The 17,698-nt window shown below is 64.4% G+C and carries 19 protein-coding genes; 12 read left to right on the top strand and 7 right to left on the bottom strand.

The features are described from left to right. The first annotated feature begins 194 nt into the window (after window positions 1–194). From rpmB to GRB80_RS13480, 9 genes are all read left to right on the top strand, one after another. Complete coding sequence (rpmB, locus tag GRB80_RS13520) at window positions 195–431, top strand: 50S ribosomal protein L28 (protein WP_132042892.1); 237 nt, start codon at window positions 195–197, stop codon at window positions 429–431. 42 nt (window positions 432–473) lie between these two features. Next, window positions 474–629, top strand: a complete 156-nt coding sequence (rpmG, locus tag GRB80_RS13515) for a 50S ribosomal protein L33 (protein ID WP_021819788.1) — start codon at window positions 474–476, stop codon at window positions 627–629. Window positions 630–732: 103 nt separating this feature from the next. Then, complete coding sequence (gene mutM, locus GRB80_RS13510; protein ID WP_161423915.1) at window positions 733–1,563, top strand: bifunctional DNA-formamidopyrimidine glycosylase/DNA-(apurinic or apyrimidinic site) lyase; 831 nt, start codon at window positions 733–735, stop codon at window positions 1,561–1,563. 19 nt (window positions 1,564–1,582) lie between these two features. Further along, a complete protein-coding gene (locus GRB80_RS13505; RefSeq protein ID WP_161423914.1) occupies window positions 1,583–2,776 on the top strand; it encodes a class I SAM-dependent rRNA methyltransferase in 1,194 nt (397 codons plus the stop codon). 4 nt (window positions 2,777–2,780) lie between these two features. Then, window positions 2,781–3,095 carry a putative signal transducing protein gene (locus GRB80_RS13500; protein ID WP_161423913.1) on the top strand — a complete coding sequence of 105 codons (315 nt, stop codon included), beginning with the start codon at window positions 2,781–2,783 and terminating at the stop codon, window positions 3,093–3,095. Window positions 3,096–3,281: 186 nt separating this feature from the next. Beyond that, entirely contained in the window at window positions 3,282–4,307 is a 1,026-nt protein-coding gene (gene trpS / locus GRB80_RS13495; protein WP_161423912.1) for a tryptophan--tRNA ligase, read from the top strand. A 203-nt stretch (window positions 4,308–4,510) separates the two neighbouring features. Next, complete coding sequence (locus tag GRB80_RS13490; RefSeq protein WP_161423911.1) at window positions 4,511–5,719, top strand: YeeE/YedE family protein; 1,209 nt, start codon at window positions 4,511–4,513, stop codon at window positions 5,717–5,719. 187 nt (window positions 5,720–5,906) lie between these two features. After that, on the top strand, window positions 5,907–6,236 hold the full coding sequence (locus GRB80_RS13485) for a hypothetical protein (RefSeq protein ID WP_161423910.1): 330 nt from the start codon (window positions 5,907–5,909) through the stop codon (window positions 6,234–6,236). Window positions 6,237–6,384: 148 nt separating this feature from the next. Further along, entirely contained in the window at window positions 6,385–8,064 is a 1,680-nt protein-coding gene (locus GRB80_RS13480; RefSeq protein ID WP_161423909.1) for an NAD-dependent malic enzyme, read from the top strand. A gap of 126 nt (window positions 8,065–8,190) precedes the next feature. Here GRB80_RS13480 and acnA read toward each other — a convergent pair whose 3' ends face one another. Further along, window positions 8,191–10,962, bottom strand: coding sequence for an aconitate hydratase AcnA (acnA, locus tag GRB80_RS13475; protein ID WP_161423908.1), 2,772 nt, complete (start codon window positions 10,960–10,962; stop codon window positions 8,191–8,193). 216 nt (window positions 10,963–11,178) lie between these two features. Between acnA and GRB80_RS13470 the strand changes: the two genes are divergently transcribed. Further along, complete coding sequence (locus GRB80_RS13470) at window positions 11,179–11,388, top strand: CPXCG motif-containing cysteine-rich protein (protein ID WP_132042877.1); 210 nt, start codon at window positions 11,179–11,181, stop codon at window positions 11,386–11,388. 107 nt (window positions 11,389–11,495) lie between these two features. Beyond that, a complete protein-coding gene (trxB, locus tag GRB80_RS13465; RefSeq protein ID WP_161423907.1) occupies window positions 11,496–12,446 on the top strand; it encodes a thioredoxin-disulfide reductase in 951 nt (316 codons plus the stop codon). 54 nt (window positions 12,447–12,500) lie between these two features. Here trxB and GRB80_RS13460 read toward each other — a convergent pair whose 3' ends face one another. After that, on the bottom strand, window positions 12,501–12,749 hold the full coding sequence (locus tag GRB80_RS13460; RefSeq protein ID WP_237561995.1) for a SlyX family protein: 249 nt from the start codon (window positions 12,747–12,749) through the stop codon (window positions 12,501–12,503). A 95-nt stretch (window positions 12,750–12,844) separates the two neighbouring features. Here GRB80_RS13460 and GRB80_RS16490 point away from each other — a divergent pair, with 95 nt between their 5' ends. Further along, on the top strand, window positions 12,845–13,309 hold the full coding sequence (locus tag GRB80_RS16490) for a cold-shock protein (RefSeq protein ID WP_272922913.1): 465 nt from the start codon (window positions 12,845–12,847) through the stop codon (window positions 13,307–13,309). Between the two features lie 117 nt (window positions 13,310–13,426). On the opposite strand, the gene GRB80_RS13450 is transcribed toward GRB80_RS16490, so the two are convergent. Genes GRB80_RS13450 through dapC form a run of 5 tightly spaced genes read right to left on the bottom strand, consistent with a single transcriptional unit; the run spans window position 13,427 to window position 17,621 of the window. Beyond that, window positions 13,427–13,828 carry a hypothetical protein gene (locus GRB80_RS13450; protein ID WP_161423905.1) on the bottom strand — a complete coding sequence of 134 codons (402 nt, stop codon included), beginning with the start codon at window positions 13,826–13,828 and terminating at the stop codon, window positions 13,427–13,429. 7 nt (window positions 13,829–13,835) lie between these two features. Then, complete coding sequence (gene dapE / locus GRB80_RS13445) at window positions 13,836–15,008, bottom strand: succinyl-diaminopimelate desuccinylase (RefSeq protein ID WP_161423904.1); 1,173 nt, start codon at window positions 15,006–15,008, stop codon at window positions 13,836–13,838. After that, a complete protein-coding gene (gene dapD / locus GRB80_RS13440; protein ID WP_161423903.1) occupies window positions 14,995–16,020 on the bottom strand; it encodes a 2,3,4,5-tetrahydropyridine-2,6-dicarboxylate N-succinyltransferase in 1,026 nt (341 codons plus the stop codon). The genes dapE and dapD overlap by 14 nt, the downstream gene beginning before the upstream one ends. 45 nt (window positions 16,021–16,065) lie before the next feature. After that, window positions 16,066–16,410, bottom strand: coding sequence for an arsenate reductase (locus GRB80_RS13435; RefSeq protein WP_161423902.1), 345 nt, complete (start codon window positions 16,408–16,410; stop codon window positions 16,066–16,068). After that, window positions 16,410–17,621 (bottom strand): succinyldiaminopimelate transaminase, encoded by a 1,212-nt coding sequence (dapC, locus tag GRB80_RS13430; RefSeq protein ID WP_161423901.1) that lies wholly within the window; start codon window positions 17,619–17,621, stop codon window positions 16,410–16,412. Before dapC ends, GRB80_RS13435 begins: the two co-directional genes overlap by 1 nt. Window positions 17,622–17,698 lie beyond the last annotated feature (77 nt).

Raw genomic sequence — 17,698 nt, 5'->3', positions numbered from 1 at the left:
TCGTCTTTCGCGTCGCCCTTGCCGTCGCTGGACAGATTTGTCCTTGCGCTACGGGCTTGTCCGGTGAGGCGGTCTCTGGTATAAAGTGCAGCCTTTGAATTCCCTTGGGTCAAATGTCACGGGATCTCCCGGTTTGCCCGACAGGTTTTGAACACAACAGGTGATTGACACCTGGCCAGTGGTTGGAGGCTCCCATGTCCAAAGTATGTCAGGTTACCGGCAAGCGCCCGGTGACTGGTAACAACGTTTCACACTCCCAGCGCAAGACCCGCCGCCGGTTTCTGCCGAACCTGCACTCCCACCGTTTCTGGGTGGAGTCCGAGAACCGTTTCGTCAAGCTGCGCGTCTCTTCCAAGGGCATGCGTATCATCGACAAGAAGGGTATCGATGCGGTTCTGGGCGATATCCGCAAGCGCGGCGAAGCCGTCTAAGCGATTCGCGTCTAGCGATCCATACAAGGGGAGCAAATAGTCATGCGTGACAAGATCAGAATGGTGTCCAGCGCCGGTACCGGCCACTTCTACACCACCGACAAGAACAAGCGGAACACTCCGGACAAGCTGGAGATGAAGAAGTTTGATCCGGTCGTTCGCAAGCACGTGATGTACAAGGAAGCCAAGATCAAGTAAGCCTTGATCCTCTTCCGCAGGTGTTCAAGCCTGTTGATCTGAACCCGGCTGATCCCTCAGCCGGGTTCAGGCGTTTCTGAGGAAGCCGTAGAGCCTGTCACCGATGCCAGAACTCCCCGAAGTCGAGACCACCCGCCGTGGCATCGCCCCGCATGTCGAGGGGCGTGAGATCGGTGAAGTGATCGTGCGCCAGTCCCGTCTGCGAGTGCCGGTACCGGCCGACCTGGCCGACCGGCTGGTTGGTGCTCGCATTGGTTCGCTGGCCCGTCGTGCCAAGTACCTGCTGCTCCCCCTTGCCGGAGGAGACTCTGCCGGAGCGACCCTGCTATGGCATCTGGGCATGTCGGGCAGTCTGCGAATCGTGCGTCTCGGTGAGCTGCCTAGAAAGCATGACCACCTCGACCTGGTGCTCGATGATGGTGCCATCCTGCGCTATCACGACCCGCGGCGCTTCGGCTTCGTCGATTGGCTGGCCGGCAGCGTTGAAGAGGACTCGCGCCTGAGGCGACTGGGGCCGGAGCCGCTTTCGGAGGCCTTCGACGGTGAGCGGCTCTACCGCCTCTCGCGAGGGCGGCGTGTCGCGGTCAAACCCTTCCTGATGGATAACGCCGTGGTGGTGGGGGTCGGCAATATCTACGCTTCCGAGGCGCTGTTCATGGCCGGCATCGATCCGCGCCGCGCCGCCGGGCGGATTTCGGCCGAGCGCTATGCACGTCTGGCCGCCGCGGCCAAGGAGGTACTGGCCGCCGCCATTACCCAGGGGGGCACGACCCTGCGTGACTTCGTCGGAGGCACCGGCGAGCCCGGCTACTTCAAGCAGCGGCTCAATGTCTACGGCCGCCATGGCGAGCCCTGCCGGTGCTGTGGCACCGAGCTTCGCCTTATTACCCTCGGGCAGCGGGCCAGTGTCTACTGCCCTCGTTGCCAGACCTGACTTCCCGGAGAGACCCACCATGACCCTGTCCTCACTTCGCCTGAAGAAGAACGCCGACCGCCGCCTGAAGGCCGGCCACCTGTGGCTCTACTCCAACGAGATCGATACCGCTGCGACACCGCTCAAGGGCCTGGAGCCGGGGCAGCAGGTGGTGGTGGAGGCGGCCAATGGCAAGGCCATGGGCGTGGCCTACGTCAATCCCAACTCGCTGATCTGCGCGCGTCTGGTCTCCCGGGATTCGCAGCAGAGTCTCGATCGCTCGCTGCTGGTACATCGCCTCAATCAGGCCCTGGCCCTTCGACAGCGGCTGTTCGCTGCCCCCTACTACCGCCTCGTGCACGGCGAGGGCGACCTGCTGCCTGGGCTGGTGATCGACCGCTTCGGCGATACGTTGGTGGTGCAGCTCAATACCGCCGGCATGCAGGCGGTGCTGACCGAGCTCCTCGATGCCCTGGATAAGGTGCTCTCACCCGTGAACGTGGTGCTGCGCAACGATACTTCGGGGCGCCGTCAGGAGGGCCTCGAGCGCTCCGTGGAGGTGGTCAAGGGCGACGTGGGTGACCCCGTGCTGCTGGAGGAGAATGGCGTGCGCTTCTCGGCACCGGTGCTGGATGGCCAGAAGACCGGCTGGTTCTATGACCACCGCGTCAACCGCGCCTGGCTCAATCAGTTCGTGGCCGGCAAGCGGGTGCTGGACCTGTTCAGCTATGTCGGCGGCTGGGGCGTACAGGCCGCGGCTCATGGTGCTCGGGAGGTGCTCTGCGTGGATGCCTCGGCCCCGGCGCTGGAGCGGGTGGCCGACAATGCCGCACTCAATGGCCTGCACGAGCAGGTGTCGGTGGGGGAGGGGGATGCCTTCGACGTTCTGGCGGCTCTCAAGGCGGAGGGCGAGCAGTTCGATGTGGTGATCCTCGATCCGCCCGCCTTCATCAAGAAGCGCAAGGATATTCCCAATGGTGAGCGCGCCTACGGCAAGCTCAACCGTGAGGCGATGCGCCTGCTGGGCCGCGATGGCCTGCTGCTATCGGCATCGTGCTCCATGCACCTGGCACCGGAACGGCTGGTCGACGTGGTGCGTGGAGCGGTGCGCCATCAGGATCGCCACGGCCAGATTCTCTTCCAAGGCCATCAGGGGCCGGACCACCCGGTGCATCCGGCGATTCCCGAGACCAGCTACCTGAAGGCTCTGGGGGTGCGGGTCTTCCGGGACTGACAGGATGAGAGAGTCGGTGCGTGTCTTTGCCCACAGCAATGCGCTGCTGGTCAGCCATGTGTATAACCTGCTCGAAGCGGCGGGCATCCCCGCGGAGTTGCGCAACATGGCCCTGGGTGGCGGCGCCGGTGAGCTGCCGCTCGGGGAGTGCGAGCCCGAGGTGTGGGTGAAGTCGCATAATCGCGAGCGTGCCGACGCCCTGATAGGCGATGCCCTGACGGGCAGGAGCGATGCCGCGGCCTGGCACTGCCCGGGCTGCGGCGAGACCCTGGAGGGGGTCTTCGAGGCCTGCTGGAAGTGTGGAGCTGGACGTCCCTGAAGGCGAAGGTGCGAGATCGGGCCCAGAGCCTGGTCGAGCCCTTTGCCACACGCTCCCGCTTATGCCCTCGGCTATCGGTCATTGGTCATCGGGGGTGGGGGGAGGAGCGGCGTCTGCCCCTGGTCGCCTTGTGGGGGCCCGCGCGTTACCATAGCGACCATTTACGAACCGCAGAGTCCGCTTTCCATGAGTGCAGCTTCCGAGAAGATCCGCGTCCTTACCGGCATTACCACCACCGGTACCCCCCATCTGGGTAACTATGTCGGTGCCATCAAGCCCGCCATCGAGGCGAGCCAGGATCCGGGAGTCCAGTCCTACTACTTCCTGGCCGACCTGCATGCATTGATCAAGTGTCAGGATCCCCGTCGGGTGCAGGAGTCGCGTCTGGAGATCGCCGCCACCTGGATGGCGCTCGGTCTGGACACCGACAACGCCATCTTCTACCGGCAGTCGGACATTCCCGAGATTCCCGAGCTGACCTGGATGCTCACCTGTGTCTGTGCCAAGGGGCTGATGAATCGTGCCCATGCCTACAAGGCGGCGGTAGCCGAGAACGAGGCGGCCGGCAACCAGGACCCTGACAAGGGCATCACCATGGGTCTGTTTGGGTATCCGGTGCTGATGGCGGCCGATATCCTGATGTTCAACGCCAACCGGGTGCCGGTGGGGCGGGATCAGATCCAGCATATCGAGATGGCCCGTGATATGGCGGGTCGCTTCAACCATCTCTACAAGGGGCAGTACTTTACCCTGCCCGAGGCGGTGGTGGACCAGAAGGTCGAGGTGCTGGGGGGCTTGGACGGACGCAAGATGTCCAAGAGCTACAACAACACCATTCCGCTGTTCGTTTCCGAAAAGAAACTGCAGAAGCTGGTGCGCAAGATCAAGACCAACTCGCTGGAGCCCGGCGAGCCCAAGGATCCGGATACCTGCACCCTGTTCCAGATCTACTCCGCGTTCGCCACGGCCGAGGAGACGGCGGCCATGCGCGAGGAGTATGTTGGCGGTATCGGTTGGGGCGAGGCCAAGAACCGTGTCTTCGAATACCTCAACGATCACCTGCGCGAGCCTCGCGAGCGTTACCAGGCGTTGCTGGAGGACCCAGGGCATATCGAGCAGGTACTGCTGAAGGGAGCAGAGCGCGCTCGGGCCGAGGCGGCGCCGTTGATGGATCGGCTGCGGCAGGCGGCAGGACTGGGTCGCTTCGTCTGACGCCACCTCGGTTGCGTTGATATGTCGGGCGCCTGCTGGCGGCCGACATTCGTTCAAGCCTTTAATTACTTTTTGGCATCAATTTCTTCTTTTAAATACTTTTACGCGATTTGCGGGTTCCGTTATCCTGACCGGTTTGCGGGCATCCTGTCCCGTGATGTCCATCTCCCCGTGATACTCCTCTGCCTCCGAGTGAACCTGCCATGAGTGAATTCGCCTTGACCCGACCTAAGCGACTCTCCCTTCCCGCCGTGGCGGCCGGGGCCCTGCTGCTGGGAGCGCTGGTCGTGGGCACCGTCTTCGGTGCGCGCCTGGGTGGGCTGATGGTGGTTGGCGGCCTGCTGGGCATGGTGCTCTACCATGCGGCCTTCGGTTTTACCGCCGCCTGGCGGGTCTTTATCACCGAGCGGCGAGGTCGCGGCCTGCGCGCGCAGATGGTGATGCTGGCCATCGCGGTGCTGCTGTTCTTCCCGGCATTGGGGGCCGGCAGCCTGTTGGGTCAGCCGGTCTATGGCTTCGTGGCACCCATTGGTGTGTCGGTGCTGTTCGGAGCCTTTCTCTTTGGGGTGGGCATGCAGCTGGGAGGCGGCTGTGCCTCCGGCACCCTGTTTACCGCCGGGGGCGGCAACGCGCGCATGCTGATCACCCTGGTGTTCTTCATTATCGGTTCGCTGATCGGTACGGCTCATTTCGCTTGGTGGCAGAGCCTGCCGGCCTTCCAGCCGGTGTCGCTGGTCAAGACCGCGGGCACCGGTGGCGGAATGGCGATCAGCCTGGCGCTGTTTGCGGCCATCGCCGCCTTTACGGTGGTGATGGAGAAGCGCCGTCACGGGCAGCTTGAGCGGGCAGCGAAGATCGATGTCGGCAATCGGCGCTGGCTTGTCGGTCCCTGGCCACTGCTGGTGGGGGCCGTGGCCCTGGCGCTGCTGAACTTTGCCACCCTGGCTTTGGCCGGGCGCCCCTGGGGCATCACCTCCGCCTTCGCCCTGTGGGGCGCCAAGGGCTTCACGGCACTGGGGGGAGATGTCAGCCAGTGGGGTTACTGGCAGTCCTCGTGGAATGCTGCCGCCCTGGAGGCCACGATCTGGCGTGATATCACCAGCGTCATGAACATCGGCTTGATGGTCGGCGCCTTGATCGCCGCCTCGCTGGCCGGCCGCTTCGCCCCCAGCTTTCGCATCCCCCTGCGCTCGGTGGTGGCAGCCGTGATCGGTGGCATTATGCTCGGCTATGGTGCTCGTCTGGCCTTCGGCTGCAATATCGGCGCCTACTTCAGCGGTATCGCCTCCGGCAGCCTGCATGGCTGGGTGTGGCTGGTGGCGGCCTTCGCCGGCAATATGCTCGGGGTGAAACTGCGGCCATTCTTCTTCAAGGCATCGGCCTCATCCATCGCGCCAGTCAAGGGTAGCTGACAGCACCTCGCCAGACGCTTTCGGAATGGGTTTTATGAGTGGGGAGCGGTGGTTGCGTCGAGATGATCTTCTCTCATCAGGTGCGGTGACCCGAAAGGGGTTGGCACTCTGCCATGAGTGTGATTATTCTAAATTAACAATAATGACTCCCGTGGCTAGTGCGCCACTCTAATGAAAGGAACCGACGATGCCGATTCAACGCTGGCTGCTGGCACTCTTCCTGATCCTGTTCGCGGTGACAGCACAGGCGCGGGACTATTATGTTGATATCACCAATGACACTGGCTATACGATCTACTATCTCTATGTCAGCCCGGACAAGTCGACCTCCTGGGAGGAGGATGTTCTGGGAAGTGAGGTGATGCTCGATGGTGCCACTCGTCGGGTCACGCTGACCGGATACAAGAGCCCTATCTTCGATATCAAGCTGGTCGACTCGGACGGCGACTCCTACACCTTCTGGGGGGTTGATGTGTCGCGTCGCGACCTGGTGGTAACCCTCGGCGACCTCGACTGAGACCCAGGCTGATCGCCAGGGATTATCAACCCAGCATTGAGCGCCCCGGCCAAGGCCGGGGCGCTGCCGTTTCGTGCATGGTAGAGTAGTTGGCGGGTGCCGATAGGACGCCCCCCGGCCTGTTCCCGTCAACCGATCGAGAGCTGAGATGACCACCGAATCCAAGCGCCCGCTGTATATCCCCTATGCCGGTCCACCGTTGCTGGAGATGCCGCTGCTCAACAAGGGCAGTGCCTTCAGTCAGGAGGAGCGCATCGAGTTCAACCTGATCGGCCTGTTGCCGCAGTGTGTGGAGACCATCGAGGAGCAGTTGGAGCGGGCCTACCGACAGTACCGACAGTGTCAGACCGATCTCGACAAGCATATCTATCTGCGTGCCATTCAGGATGACAACGAGACCCTCTACTATCGACTGGTCTCGGAGCACCTCGAAGAGATGCTGCCCATCATCTATACGCCCACGGTGGGCAAGGCGTGCCAGGAGTTCTCCAATATCTACCGCAATCACCGGGGGCTGTTCATCAGCTATCCCGATCGTGACCGGATGGATGACATCCTGCGCTCCTCCACCAAGGAGAAGGTCAAGGTGATCGTGGTCACCGACGGTGAACGCATTCTTGGCCTGGGGGATCAGGGGATCGGTGGCATGGGAATTCCGATCGGCAAGCTGTCGCTGTACACCGCCTGTGGTGGCATCAGTCCTGCCTATACCCAGCCGATCATGCTCGATGTGGGGACCAACAATCAGGCCCTGCTCGATGACCCGATGTACATGGGATGGCGCCACCCGCGGATCTCCCAGGAAGAGTATGACGCCTTTATCGAAGCGTTTATCGTGGCGGTGAAGCGGCGCTGGCCAGGGGTGCTGTTGCAGTTCGAGGATTTTGCCCAGGCCAATGCCGTGCCGCTGCTGACGCGCTACCGTGATGAGCTGTGCTGCTTCAACGACGATGTCCAGGGTACCGCCGCGGTGGTGGTGGGCACCCTGATGGCGGCCTGCAAGGCCCGTGGTGAGGGGATCACTCAGCAGCGTGTGGTGTTCGTGGGGGCGGGCTCCGCCGGGTGTGGCATCGCCGAACAGGTGGTGGTGGCCATGCAGGCGGAGGGGCTCAGCGAACGCGAGGCGCGTGACCGTATCTACATGGTCGACCGGGAGGGGCTGGTCACCGACGACCAGAGCTGGTTGCGCGACTTCCAGAGCCGTCTGGCCCACGGTGCGGCCCTCACCGAGGACTGGAACGGCCAGGATCTGGTGGAGACGGTGCGACAGGTCAAGCCGACGGTGCTGATCGGGGTGTGCGGGCGGCCGGGCATCTTCACCGAAGAGGTGGTGCGTACCATGCACGCCAGCTGCGAGACGCCGGTCATCATGCCACTCTCCAACCCCACCTCACAGGCCGAAGCCTTGCCCGAGGATGTGATCCGCTGGACCGACGGGGCGGCGCTGGTTGCGACCGGTAGCCCCTTCGCTCCGGTGGAGTACGAGGGGCGCACGATTCCCATCGCCCAGTGCAACAATGCCTATATCTTCCCGGGAATCGGCCTTGGGGTGATCGCCGCCGAGGCGCGGCGAGTCACCGACGACATGTTGATGGCCGCCTCGCGAGCGCTGGCGCGAGAGGCGCCTATCGTCAAGGAGGGCAGGGGCGCGCTGCTGCCACCGCTGAGCAAGATTCGCGAGCTCTCCAAGTCGATCGCCTTCGATGTGGCCGGTCAGGCTCAGGGGGAGGGCATGGCGCTGAAGACCAACGGCATCAAGCTGCGCGAGGCCATCGAGCGCAACAGCTGGACCCCGGAGTATCGGCGCTATCGCCGCCGTTCCTTCTAGGCCAGAAGCGCCGAGTCAAGCGCTCTGAGCCAAGAGGTTGTTCGACATCTGACGCTCGAAACCAAGCAGCCCCGCCGGATATCCCGGCGGGGCTGTTGCTGGTGCGGTTGAGTCGGCCGAAGGGGGTCAGGCCGAACCGATCATCTTGCGCAGCACATAGTGCAGGATGCCGCCATGGCGGTAGTACTCCAGCTCGTTGGCGGTATCGATGCGGCACAGCGCCTCGATGTTCTTCTCGCCCTTGTCGCTCTTGATGGACACCTTGACGCTGCTGCCCGGGGTGAGCTCGGAGAGCCCTTCGATGGAGATCTGCTCATCGCCGGTGAGCCCCAGCGACTGGCGACTCTCGCCCTCGGGGAACTGCAGCGGCACCACGCCCATGCCGATCAGGTTGGAGCGATGGATACGCTCGTAGGACTCGGCCAGTACCGCGCGGACGCCAAGCAGGCGCGTCCCCTTGGCGGCCCAGTCACGACTGGAGCCGGTGCCGTACTCCTTGCCGGCCACCACCACCAGCGGAGTGTTCTCCTGCTGGTACTTCATGGCGGCGTCATAGATCGCCATCTGTTCGCCGGAGGGCACATGGCGTGTCTCGCCGCCCACCACGCCGTCGAGCATCTCGTTCTTGATGCGGACGTTGGCGAAGGTGCCGCGCATCATCACTTCATGGTTGCCGCGCCGCGAACCGTAGGAGTTGAAGTCCACCGGCTTGACCCCGTGCTCCTGCAGGTAGCGACCGGCGGGGCTGTCGGGCTTGATGGCGCCGGCCGGCGAGATATGGTCGGTGGTCACCGAGTCGCCCAGCATGGCCAGGATACGGGCGTCCTTGACGTCCTCCACGACATCGGGTTCTCGTCCCATGCCGTCGAAGAACGGCGGATGCTGTATGTAGGTGGAGTCCGTCGACCACTGGTAGACCTTGCTCTGGGGGACTTCGATGGCCTTCCAGACCTCGTCCCCGTCGAAGACCTCGGCATACTGCTTGCGGAACATCTCGGTGTTGACCCGCTCCACCGCTTCGGCGATTTCCGCCTGGCTGGGCCAGATGTCCTTGAGGTAGATCGGCTCACCGTCCTTGCCGGTGCTCAGAGGTTCCTGGGTCAGGTCGAGCCGGACGTTGCCGGCCAGGGCATAGGCCACGACCAGGGGCGGTGAAGCCAGCCAGTTGGTCTTGACCAGCGGGTGCACGCGACCCTCGAAATTACGGTTACCGGAGAGGACCGAGGCCACGGTGAGGTCGGCCGTATTGATGGCCTGCTCGATGGGCTCCGCCAGTGGACCAGAGTTGCCGATGCAGGTGGTGCAGCCATAGCCCACCAGGTTGAAGCCGAGGGCATCGAGGTCCTCCTGCACGCCACCGGCGGCCAGGTAGTCGGTGACCACCTTGGAGCCCGGCGCCAGTGAGGTCTTCACCCAAGGCTTGGTGGATAGCCCCTGCTCGCGGGCCTTGCGGGCCAGCAGGCCGGCAGCCATCATCACGCTTGGGTTGGAGGTATTGGTACAGGAGGTGATGGCGGCGATCACCACGTCGCCCGGGTTGAGCTTGAACTGCTCGCCGTCGAGGTCGACGTCCTGGCTGTCGGCATGCTCGAAGCTGCGCTCGACGCCCACCGCGGTCTGCCCGCCCTCGGAGAACAGGCGCCCCTTCTCCACGGAGGCGGCCTGCTTGACGCCCGGCTTGGTGGTTCTGGTCTCCGTGTCGTCCTCGAGCAGCGCCTCGAAGGTTGACTTCATGTCGGAGAGGGCCACGCGATCCTGAGGACGCTTGGGGCCGGCCAGGCTGGCTTCGACCTCGGTCATGTCCAGCGCCAGGGTATCGCTGAACACCGGCTCCTCACCGGACTCGCGCCACAGACCCTGGGCCTTGCTGTAGGCCTCCACCAGGGCGATCTGCGCATCGTCGCGGCCGGTAAGGCGCATATAGGTCAGCGTCTCGTCGTCTACCGGGAAGAAGCCACAGGTGGCGCCATATTCCGGTGCCATGTTGGCGATGGTGGCGCGATCCGCCAGCGGCAGATCCTTGAGGCCGTCACCGTAGAACTCCACGAACTTGCCCACCACGCCGTGGTTGCGCAGCATCTGGGTCACCGTAAGCACCAGGTCGGTGGCGGTGATTCCCTCGCGCAGCTTGCCGCTGAGCTTGAAGCCGACCACCTCGGGAATCAGCATCGAGACCGGCTGCCCCAGCATGGCGGCCTCGGCCTCGATACCCCCCACGCCCCAGCCGAGTACGCCAAGGCCGTTGATCATGGTGGTGTGAGAGTCGGTGCCCACCAGGGTGTCGGGGTAGGCGAGGGTCTTGCCGTCCTGCTCCCTGGTCCACACCGTTCTGCCCAGGTACTCGAGGTTGACCTGGTGGCAGATGCCGGTGCCCGGTGGCACCACGCGGAAGTTGTCGAAGGCCTCCTGGCCCCAGCGCAGGAACTCGTAGCGTTCTCGGTTGCGCTCCATCTCGATGGCCACGTTATCCTTGAACGCGGAGGGGTTGCCGAACTTGTCCACCATCACCGAGTGGTCGATGACCAGGTCCACCGGGGAGAGCGGATTGATCCGCGCCGGGTCCTCGCCGAGGCGCTCGACGGCCGCTCGCATGGAGGCGAGGTCGACCACCCCCGGCACGCCGGTGAAGTCCTGCATCAGCACACGAGCCGGGCGGTAACCGATTTCACGGTCGGAGCGTCCCTCCTGCTGCCAGTCCACCAGTGCCTGCATGTCCTCCCGGGACACGCTCTCGTCATCGGCAAAGCGCAGCTGATTCTCGAGCAGGATCTTGAGGGTCTTGGGCAGACGCTCGATGCTTCCCAGGGCCTCGGCTGCCTTGGGCAGGCTGTAGTAGTGGTAGGTCCGGCCTGCGGCCTCGAGGCTCTGCAGAGTATCGGAAAAAGAGTCGGTGCTCATCGAAATCCTCCCATCGGAGTGTGAACGAACCTTCCTGGTACGCCTTAATGTATATGGTCATGATAGGCAGGCTTTTCAACTGCTGCCCGGAGGGTGCTTGAAATGCTCGCCGGGCGTCGCCATCTCATGTTATCTGCGTCAGCGTGGATCAAACGCCGGAAAGCCATACGCCAACCCATGCTTTCATGACAGGCCGAGCAGGGCCGGGGAGTTACCATGCATGAAGAGGCACTGACCCCGCGACGGGTGCGTTGTCCCTACTGTGATGCCCCCTTCGATCTGCTGCTGGATGCCTCCCAGGGCAGCCAGATCACCTGGGAGGATTGCCACGTCTGCTGTGCGCCTATCCAGGTGCGCATCGAGGCCGACCCCGGCGATCCCGAGGTGCTGACGGTGGTGCTGGGCCGCGATGACGAGGTGCTCTAGCGACTCGCGGCACGGCTGCCTCGGTCGGGGGTACGGCCCCTATGATCCGGCGTGCCTGTTACAATGACGCCACTTTCTTCTGAACGTTACTGCCACGAGGTTTTTCCATGAGCGATGCGCGTCATGAGCGCCTGATCATTCTCGGTTCCGGTCCGGCGGGATATACCGCCGCCGTCTATGCGGCCCGCGCCAACCTCAAGCCGCTGCTGATCACCGGCATGCAGGCGGGCGGGCAACTGACCACCACCACCGATGTGGACAACTGGCCTGGCGATGATACCGGCGTACAGGGGCCCGAGCTGATGGAGCGCATGCAGCGCCACGCCGAACGCTTCGATACCGAGGTGCTGTTCGACCATATCCACGAGGTGGAACTGCGTGAGCGCCCCTTCACCCTGAAGGGCGACAACGGCACCTATACCTGCGATGCACTGATCATCGCCACCGGCGCCAGCGCCCGCTATCTGGGGCTGGAGTCCGAGCAGAAGCTGATGGGCCAGGGCGTGTCGGCCTGTGCTACCTGCGATGGCTTCTTCTACCGCAACCAGGAGGTGGTCGTGGTCGGTGGCGGCAATACCGCCGTGGAGGAGGCCCTGTATCTGGCCAATATCGCCTCGAAGGTTACCCTGGTGCACCGTCGTGACAGCCTGCGTGCCGAGAAGATCCTTCAGGACAAGCTGTTCCAGAAGGCCGAGGAGGGCAAGGTGGTGCTGGAGTGGAACCACACACTGGAGGAGGTGCTGGGTGACAACAGCGGCGTGACCGGTGTGCGTCTGGCCTCCACCACGACCGGCGAGACCAAGGAGCTCGCGGCACCGGGCGTGTTTATCGCCATCGGTCATAGCCCCAATACCGGCATCTTCGAGGGGCAGCTGGAGATGAATGGTGGTTATATTCGGGTCCGCTCGGGCCTCGATGGCAACGCCACCGCCACCAGCGTGCCGGGCGTGTTCGCCGCCGGCGACGTCATGGACCATGTCTATCGCCAGGCGGTCACCTCCGCCGGCAGTGGTTGCATGGCCGCCCTGGATGCCGAGCGCTACCTCGACGAGCTATAACCCGGCTGCGCCGCTCACCCTGTGGTGGCGCTACGCTTTCCTTGCCCCTTGAGGCTAATAGTGCGGCGGTAGCTCGTCCTCGGCGCTTGGTGTCGCCGCATCTCCTCCCTCCTGCAGTGCCTGCTGCTGCTCGCGAACCTTCTGCTGCATCAAGTCATTGATGCGCTCCAGCCTGGTCAGGCGCGCCTCCTGGGCGACGACCGCCTGGTCCAGGGTGTCCAGCCAGTGTTCCTGGTAGGCGATACGGCTCTCCAGGGCGGTGAGGCGCTCGTCAAGGGTGTCGGACGTGTGGGTCGTGCTCATGCTAGAATCCTTGCGCTGCGTGCCACCGTTCATCGTGGCACCTTCCTCGTGGTTATCAATATCGTTCATTGCCAACTAGAGAGTCATTCGAGTCCATGAATCGTAAGCTCATGTTTCGCTGTAGTCTGATCAGTCTGCTGCTAGCTGCCCCGGCGCCGTTGCTGATCGCCCTGTTTATTCACCTGGCCGGCGGCGCCCTGTCCGAAGCGCTGTTCGACAGCCTCCAGCTAGGCGGTGTCGCCGTGGTCTATGCTGCCGCGGCCCTGGCGGTTTTCCTGGTGCTGCTGGTCGCCACCCTGGCAGTCAATGCCCTCAGCCCCCAGCTGGTCAACCTGGCCGAGATCGAGAGCGATGATCGTGAACTCGGTGAGGTGAAGTGGTTCAACGTCAACAAGGGGTATGGTTTTATCACTCGCGACAGCGGCGAGGATGTCTTCGTTCACTTCCGGGCCATTCGTGGCCGTGGTCACCGCACCCTGGCCGAGGGCCAGAAGGTCCGCTATTACGTGGTGGAGAACGAAAAGGGGCTACAGGCCGACGATGTCACGGTGATTACCTGAAGCGCAGCGTCATCGGCTGGCTCCGGGGCGCCCTGTGCTCACACCTGTAGTACTCAAGCCTTTGGTGCTTACGCCTTTCAACATCGCCCCGCAGCCGCGGGGCGATGTTGTTTCGTGCTACCGGCCGGAGTCGGGCCAGTGGATCTCTGCTTCACGCCCGTCGGGAAGCACCTGCAGAAAGCGGTCGGGCTCGTCGCCGGGTTGCCAGCCGCCCAGCGAGCAGCGTACCTCGCCGCCCAGGTGACGGGCGGCGGAGCGGGCACAGGCCGCGTCATTCGACCAGGGAGTCTGGGCGCTATCGAACCAGAGACTGGCGAAGCCGTCGGCGGCACGCTCCACCAGCAGCACCGGGATCTCGTTGCCGGCATGCTGGCCACGGGTGCGCCACTTGCCCTTGCCGGCCGGGGCCAGAGGATCGGCTCCGATGGCCTCGCCCAGCCACGCATTCAGTGCCTCCACGGGCGCCTTGGCCAGGTAGATCTCGATATCGGGATAACGGGGTTCGCTGTCAGCTGTCATGCAAGCCTCAGGGTCGGGCACTGCCGTTGATGAACAGGTGCTTCATGATCGCTTCATAGATGCGGCTCAGCTCGTCCAGGTCGCTGGCCCGCACCCGCTCGTTGACCTGATGGATGGTGGCATTGAGGGGGCCCAGCTCTACCACCTGGCTGCCCAGGGTAGCGATAAAGCGTCCATCCGAGGTGCCACCGCTGGTGGAGAGTTCGGGGGTCTGTCCGGTGACCTCCTCGACGCCACGTACGCTGGCTTCCACGAGTTCGCCCTCGGCGGTGAGGAAGGGCTCGCCGTTGAGGGTCCAGTCCAGTTCGTAGTCCAGGCTGTGGGCGTCGAGAATCCTCGCGGTGCGCGACTTGAGCTGCTCCTGGGTCACCTCGGTGGAGAAGCGGAAGTTGAACACGACCTCCACCTCGCCGGGGATGACGTTGGTGGCGCCGGTACCCGAGCGAAAGTTGGAGATCTGGAAACTGGTCGCGGGGAAGAAGTCGTTGCCGTCGTCCCAGTGCTCCCGGGTCAGCGCATCCAGCGCGGGCATGGCCTGATGGATGGGGTTGCGCGCCAGGTGAGGGTAGGCCACATGGCCTTGTACCCCTTTGATATGCAGCACGCCGCCCAGGGAGCCACGACGACCGTTCTTGACCACGTCCCCCAGTCGAGCGGTGGAGGAGGGCTCGCCGACGATACAGTAGTCGAGCCGCTCGTGGCGTTCACGCAGATGCTCCACCACAGCGCGCGTCCCATCCTTGGCCGGGCCCTCCTCATCGGAGGTGATCAAAAACCCCAGTCGGCCGTGGTGATCGGGATGGTCGGCGAGAAAGCGCTCCACCGCGGTGATCATGGCCGCCAGGCTACCCTTCATGTCGGCGGCGCCTCGGCCTCGCAGCATACCGTCGTCATCGATACACGGCGTAAAGGGGGGGGTGTCCCAGTGGGTGTGAGGGCCGCTGGGCACCACATCGGTGTGGCCGGCGAAGGCCAGCAGTGGACCGTGGTGGCCGCGGGTGGCCCAGAAGTTCTCGACATCGCCGTAGGGCAGGCGTTCGATATGGAAACCGAGCGCCGCGAGACGCTCGATCATCAGTTCCTGACACCCCAGGTCGTCCGGCGTCACCGAAGGGCGTGCCAGCAGGTCGAAGGCGAGCCGCAGGGTGGGCGAGAGGCCAGTGGGATCAGTTGTGGGCATGCAGTGCCTCGTTGAGCGCGATGGCGCTCTTGTTGGTCAGGCACTCGATGCGACCGTTCTGGGAGTTGCGGCGCAGCAGCAGGTCGTCCTGATTGGCCAGCTCACGTGCGGTCACGGTACCGGCCTCCTGGCCCTGGTCGTCGAGCAGGGTGACCTTGGCACCGGCGGTAAGGTAGAGACCCGCCTCCACGGTGCAGCGGTCCCCCAGCGGGATGCCGATACCGGCATTGGCACCGATCAGGCAGCCTTCGCCGACCTTGATCACGATATTGCCGCCCCCAGAGAGCGTGCCCATGGTCGAGCAGCCGCCACCGAGGTCGGAGCCCTTGCCGACCATCACCCCGGCCGAGATCCGGCCTTCGATCATGCCCGGCCCTTCGGTACCGGCGTTGAAGTTGACGAAGCCCTCGTGCATCACGGTGGTGCCCTCGCCGAGGTAGGCACCCAGGCGCACCCGAGCGGTGTCACCGATACGCACACCGCCGGGAACCACGTAATCGGCCATCTTGGGGAACTTGTCGACACAGTCGACGGAGAGGGCTCGGCCCTCCAGGCGCGCCTTGAGGCGGCGGGCGGGCAGCTCCTGGACGTCGATGGCGCCCTCGCTGGTCCAGGCGATATTGCGCAGCAGGCCGAACATGCCGGTAAGGTCGAGACCGTGGGGCTTGACCAGGCGGTGAGACAGCAGGTGCAGCTTGAGGTAGACCTCGGGGACGCTCTGCGGGGGCAGGTCCTCGGTGATAAACATCGCCACCAGCGGGCGAGTGGCCGCGGCGAAGGTCTCGGCCAGCTGTGCCTGCTCGGCGTGACCGGCGTCCTTGAGGGCGCCGGCCAGCTCGCCACACTGCTCGGGCAGGAAGCTGACCGCAGCGTTACCTTCCGGAACGTCCAGCACCCGCTTGACCGCCGCGATCAGGTCGGCATCGGGCTCGAGGAGGGGGGCGGGGTAGTAGATCTCCAGCCAGTCGCCCTGGGTGTTCTGGGTGCCGGTTCCGAGTGCAAAGCTCAGCATATCGAGAGTCCTTGTAGAGTCGAGTCGTGTGTTCAGAGGGGGCGCTTAGCCCTGAAGGTCGTCGTAGTCGCCGTCGCGATACCCCACGCGGATGTCATCGCCGGTATCTAGCAGAGGGCGCTTGAGCAGGGTGGGGTGGGCGAGCAGCAGCTCGCGGGCGCTGTTGGCATCCACCTCCCGCTTCTCCTCGTCGGACAGGTTGCGCCAGGTGGTACTGCGCTTGTTGAGCGCCGTCAGCACCGGCACCTTGTCGAGGATATGTTCGAGCAGTGGCGCGGAGAGGCCATCCTCGCGCAGGTCGTGGAACTGGTAGGGAACGCCGGAATTGTCCATCGCCTTGCGCGCACGGCGACAGGTGTCGCAGTTCTTGATGCCGTACAGGGTAAACATCACAGCCTCCTTTCGATGAAGTCGCGGATGCGGCGCGCCGCCTCGGCGGTGGCCTGGGGCTCGGCGACCAGCGCCAGCCGCAGGCGGCCGCTGCCGGGGTTGATGCCAGCGTTGCGGCCGTCGGGTGCGGGGCGGCCCATATAGCTGCCGGGAAGTACGCTCACGTTGGCATGGCGCAGCAGCTCCCGGGTAAAGCCCTCGTCGTCACCGCCGGGTACCGCCGGCCACAGGTAGAAGCTTGCCTCCGGGGTGGGGAACGCCATCACCGGGGCGAGAATGCGGGTCACGGCGTCGAACTTCTCGCGGTAGGCGTCGCGATTGGCGCGCACATGGCTCTCGTCGCGCCAGGCGGCGATCGAGGCGTGCTGCACCGGCAGCGCCATGGCGCAACCGTGGTAGGTGCGATAGCGCCTGAAGGGGGCGATCAGCCCGGCATCGCCGGCCACGAAACCCGAGCGCAGCCCGGGCAGGTTGGAGCGTTTCGAGAGGGAGTGGAAGACCAGGCAGCGTCGATAGTCGTGACGCCCCAGGGCCGCGCAGGCCTCGAGCAGCCCGGGGGGTGGGGATGTCTCGTCCAGATAGAGCTCCGAGTAACACTCGTCCGAGGCGATGATGAAGTCGTGTTCGTCGGCGAGCTCGATCAGTCGCTGGAACTCGGCCAGTGGCGTGACCGCCCCCGTCGGATTGCCGGGCGAGCAGAGAAAGACGATCTGTACCTGGCGCCAGACGTCGGCGGGCACGGCCTCGATGTCGGGACGAAAGCCGCTTTCGGCGTTGCAGTCGAGGTAGTAGGGCTCGCCACCGGCGAGCAGGGTGGCGCCCTCGTAGATCTGGTAGAAGGGGTTGGGCATGGCCACCTTCGCCGGACGGGTGCGGTCCAGCGCCGCCTGAACGAAGGCAAACAGCGCCTCGCGGGTGCCGTTGACCGGTAATACCTGGGTGTCGGGGTCGAGGCCGTCAAGGCCGAAACGGTGCCTGGCCCAGTCGGCGATGGCCTGACGAAGCTCGGCACTGCCGGCGGTGGCCGGGTAGCGAGCGAAGTCGGCCTGACTCGCCTGCAGCGCCTCGAGGGCGCCGGCATAGGGGGCGTGCTGGGGCTCGCCGATGGTCAGCGTAATAGGCGCGAGCTCCGCGGGAGGCGTCACGCCGGCCCTGAGGGCGGCCAGCCGCTCGAAGGGGTAGGGCTTGAGGGCGTCGAGATCAGGGTTCATGGGTGTCCAGGCGCGCCTCTTGGGCCGTGGCCGCAGGCGTCGTCGTTATGATGTGTCGCGGGGTGAACGCAGGAGGC

It is taken from the genome of Halomonas icarae (genome assembly GCF_009901955.1).
Lineage (GTDB): Bacteria > Pseudomonadota > Gammaproteobacteria > Pseudomonadales > Halomonadaceae > Halomonas > Halomonas icarae.
This window is presented reverse-complemented; position numbering and strand designations above follow the sequence as displayed.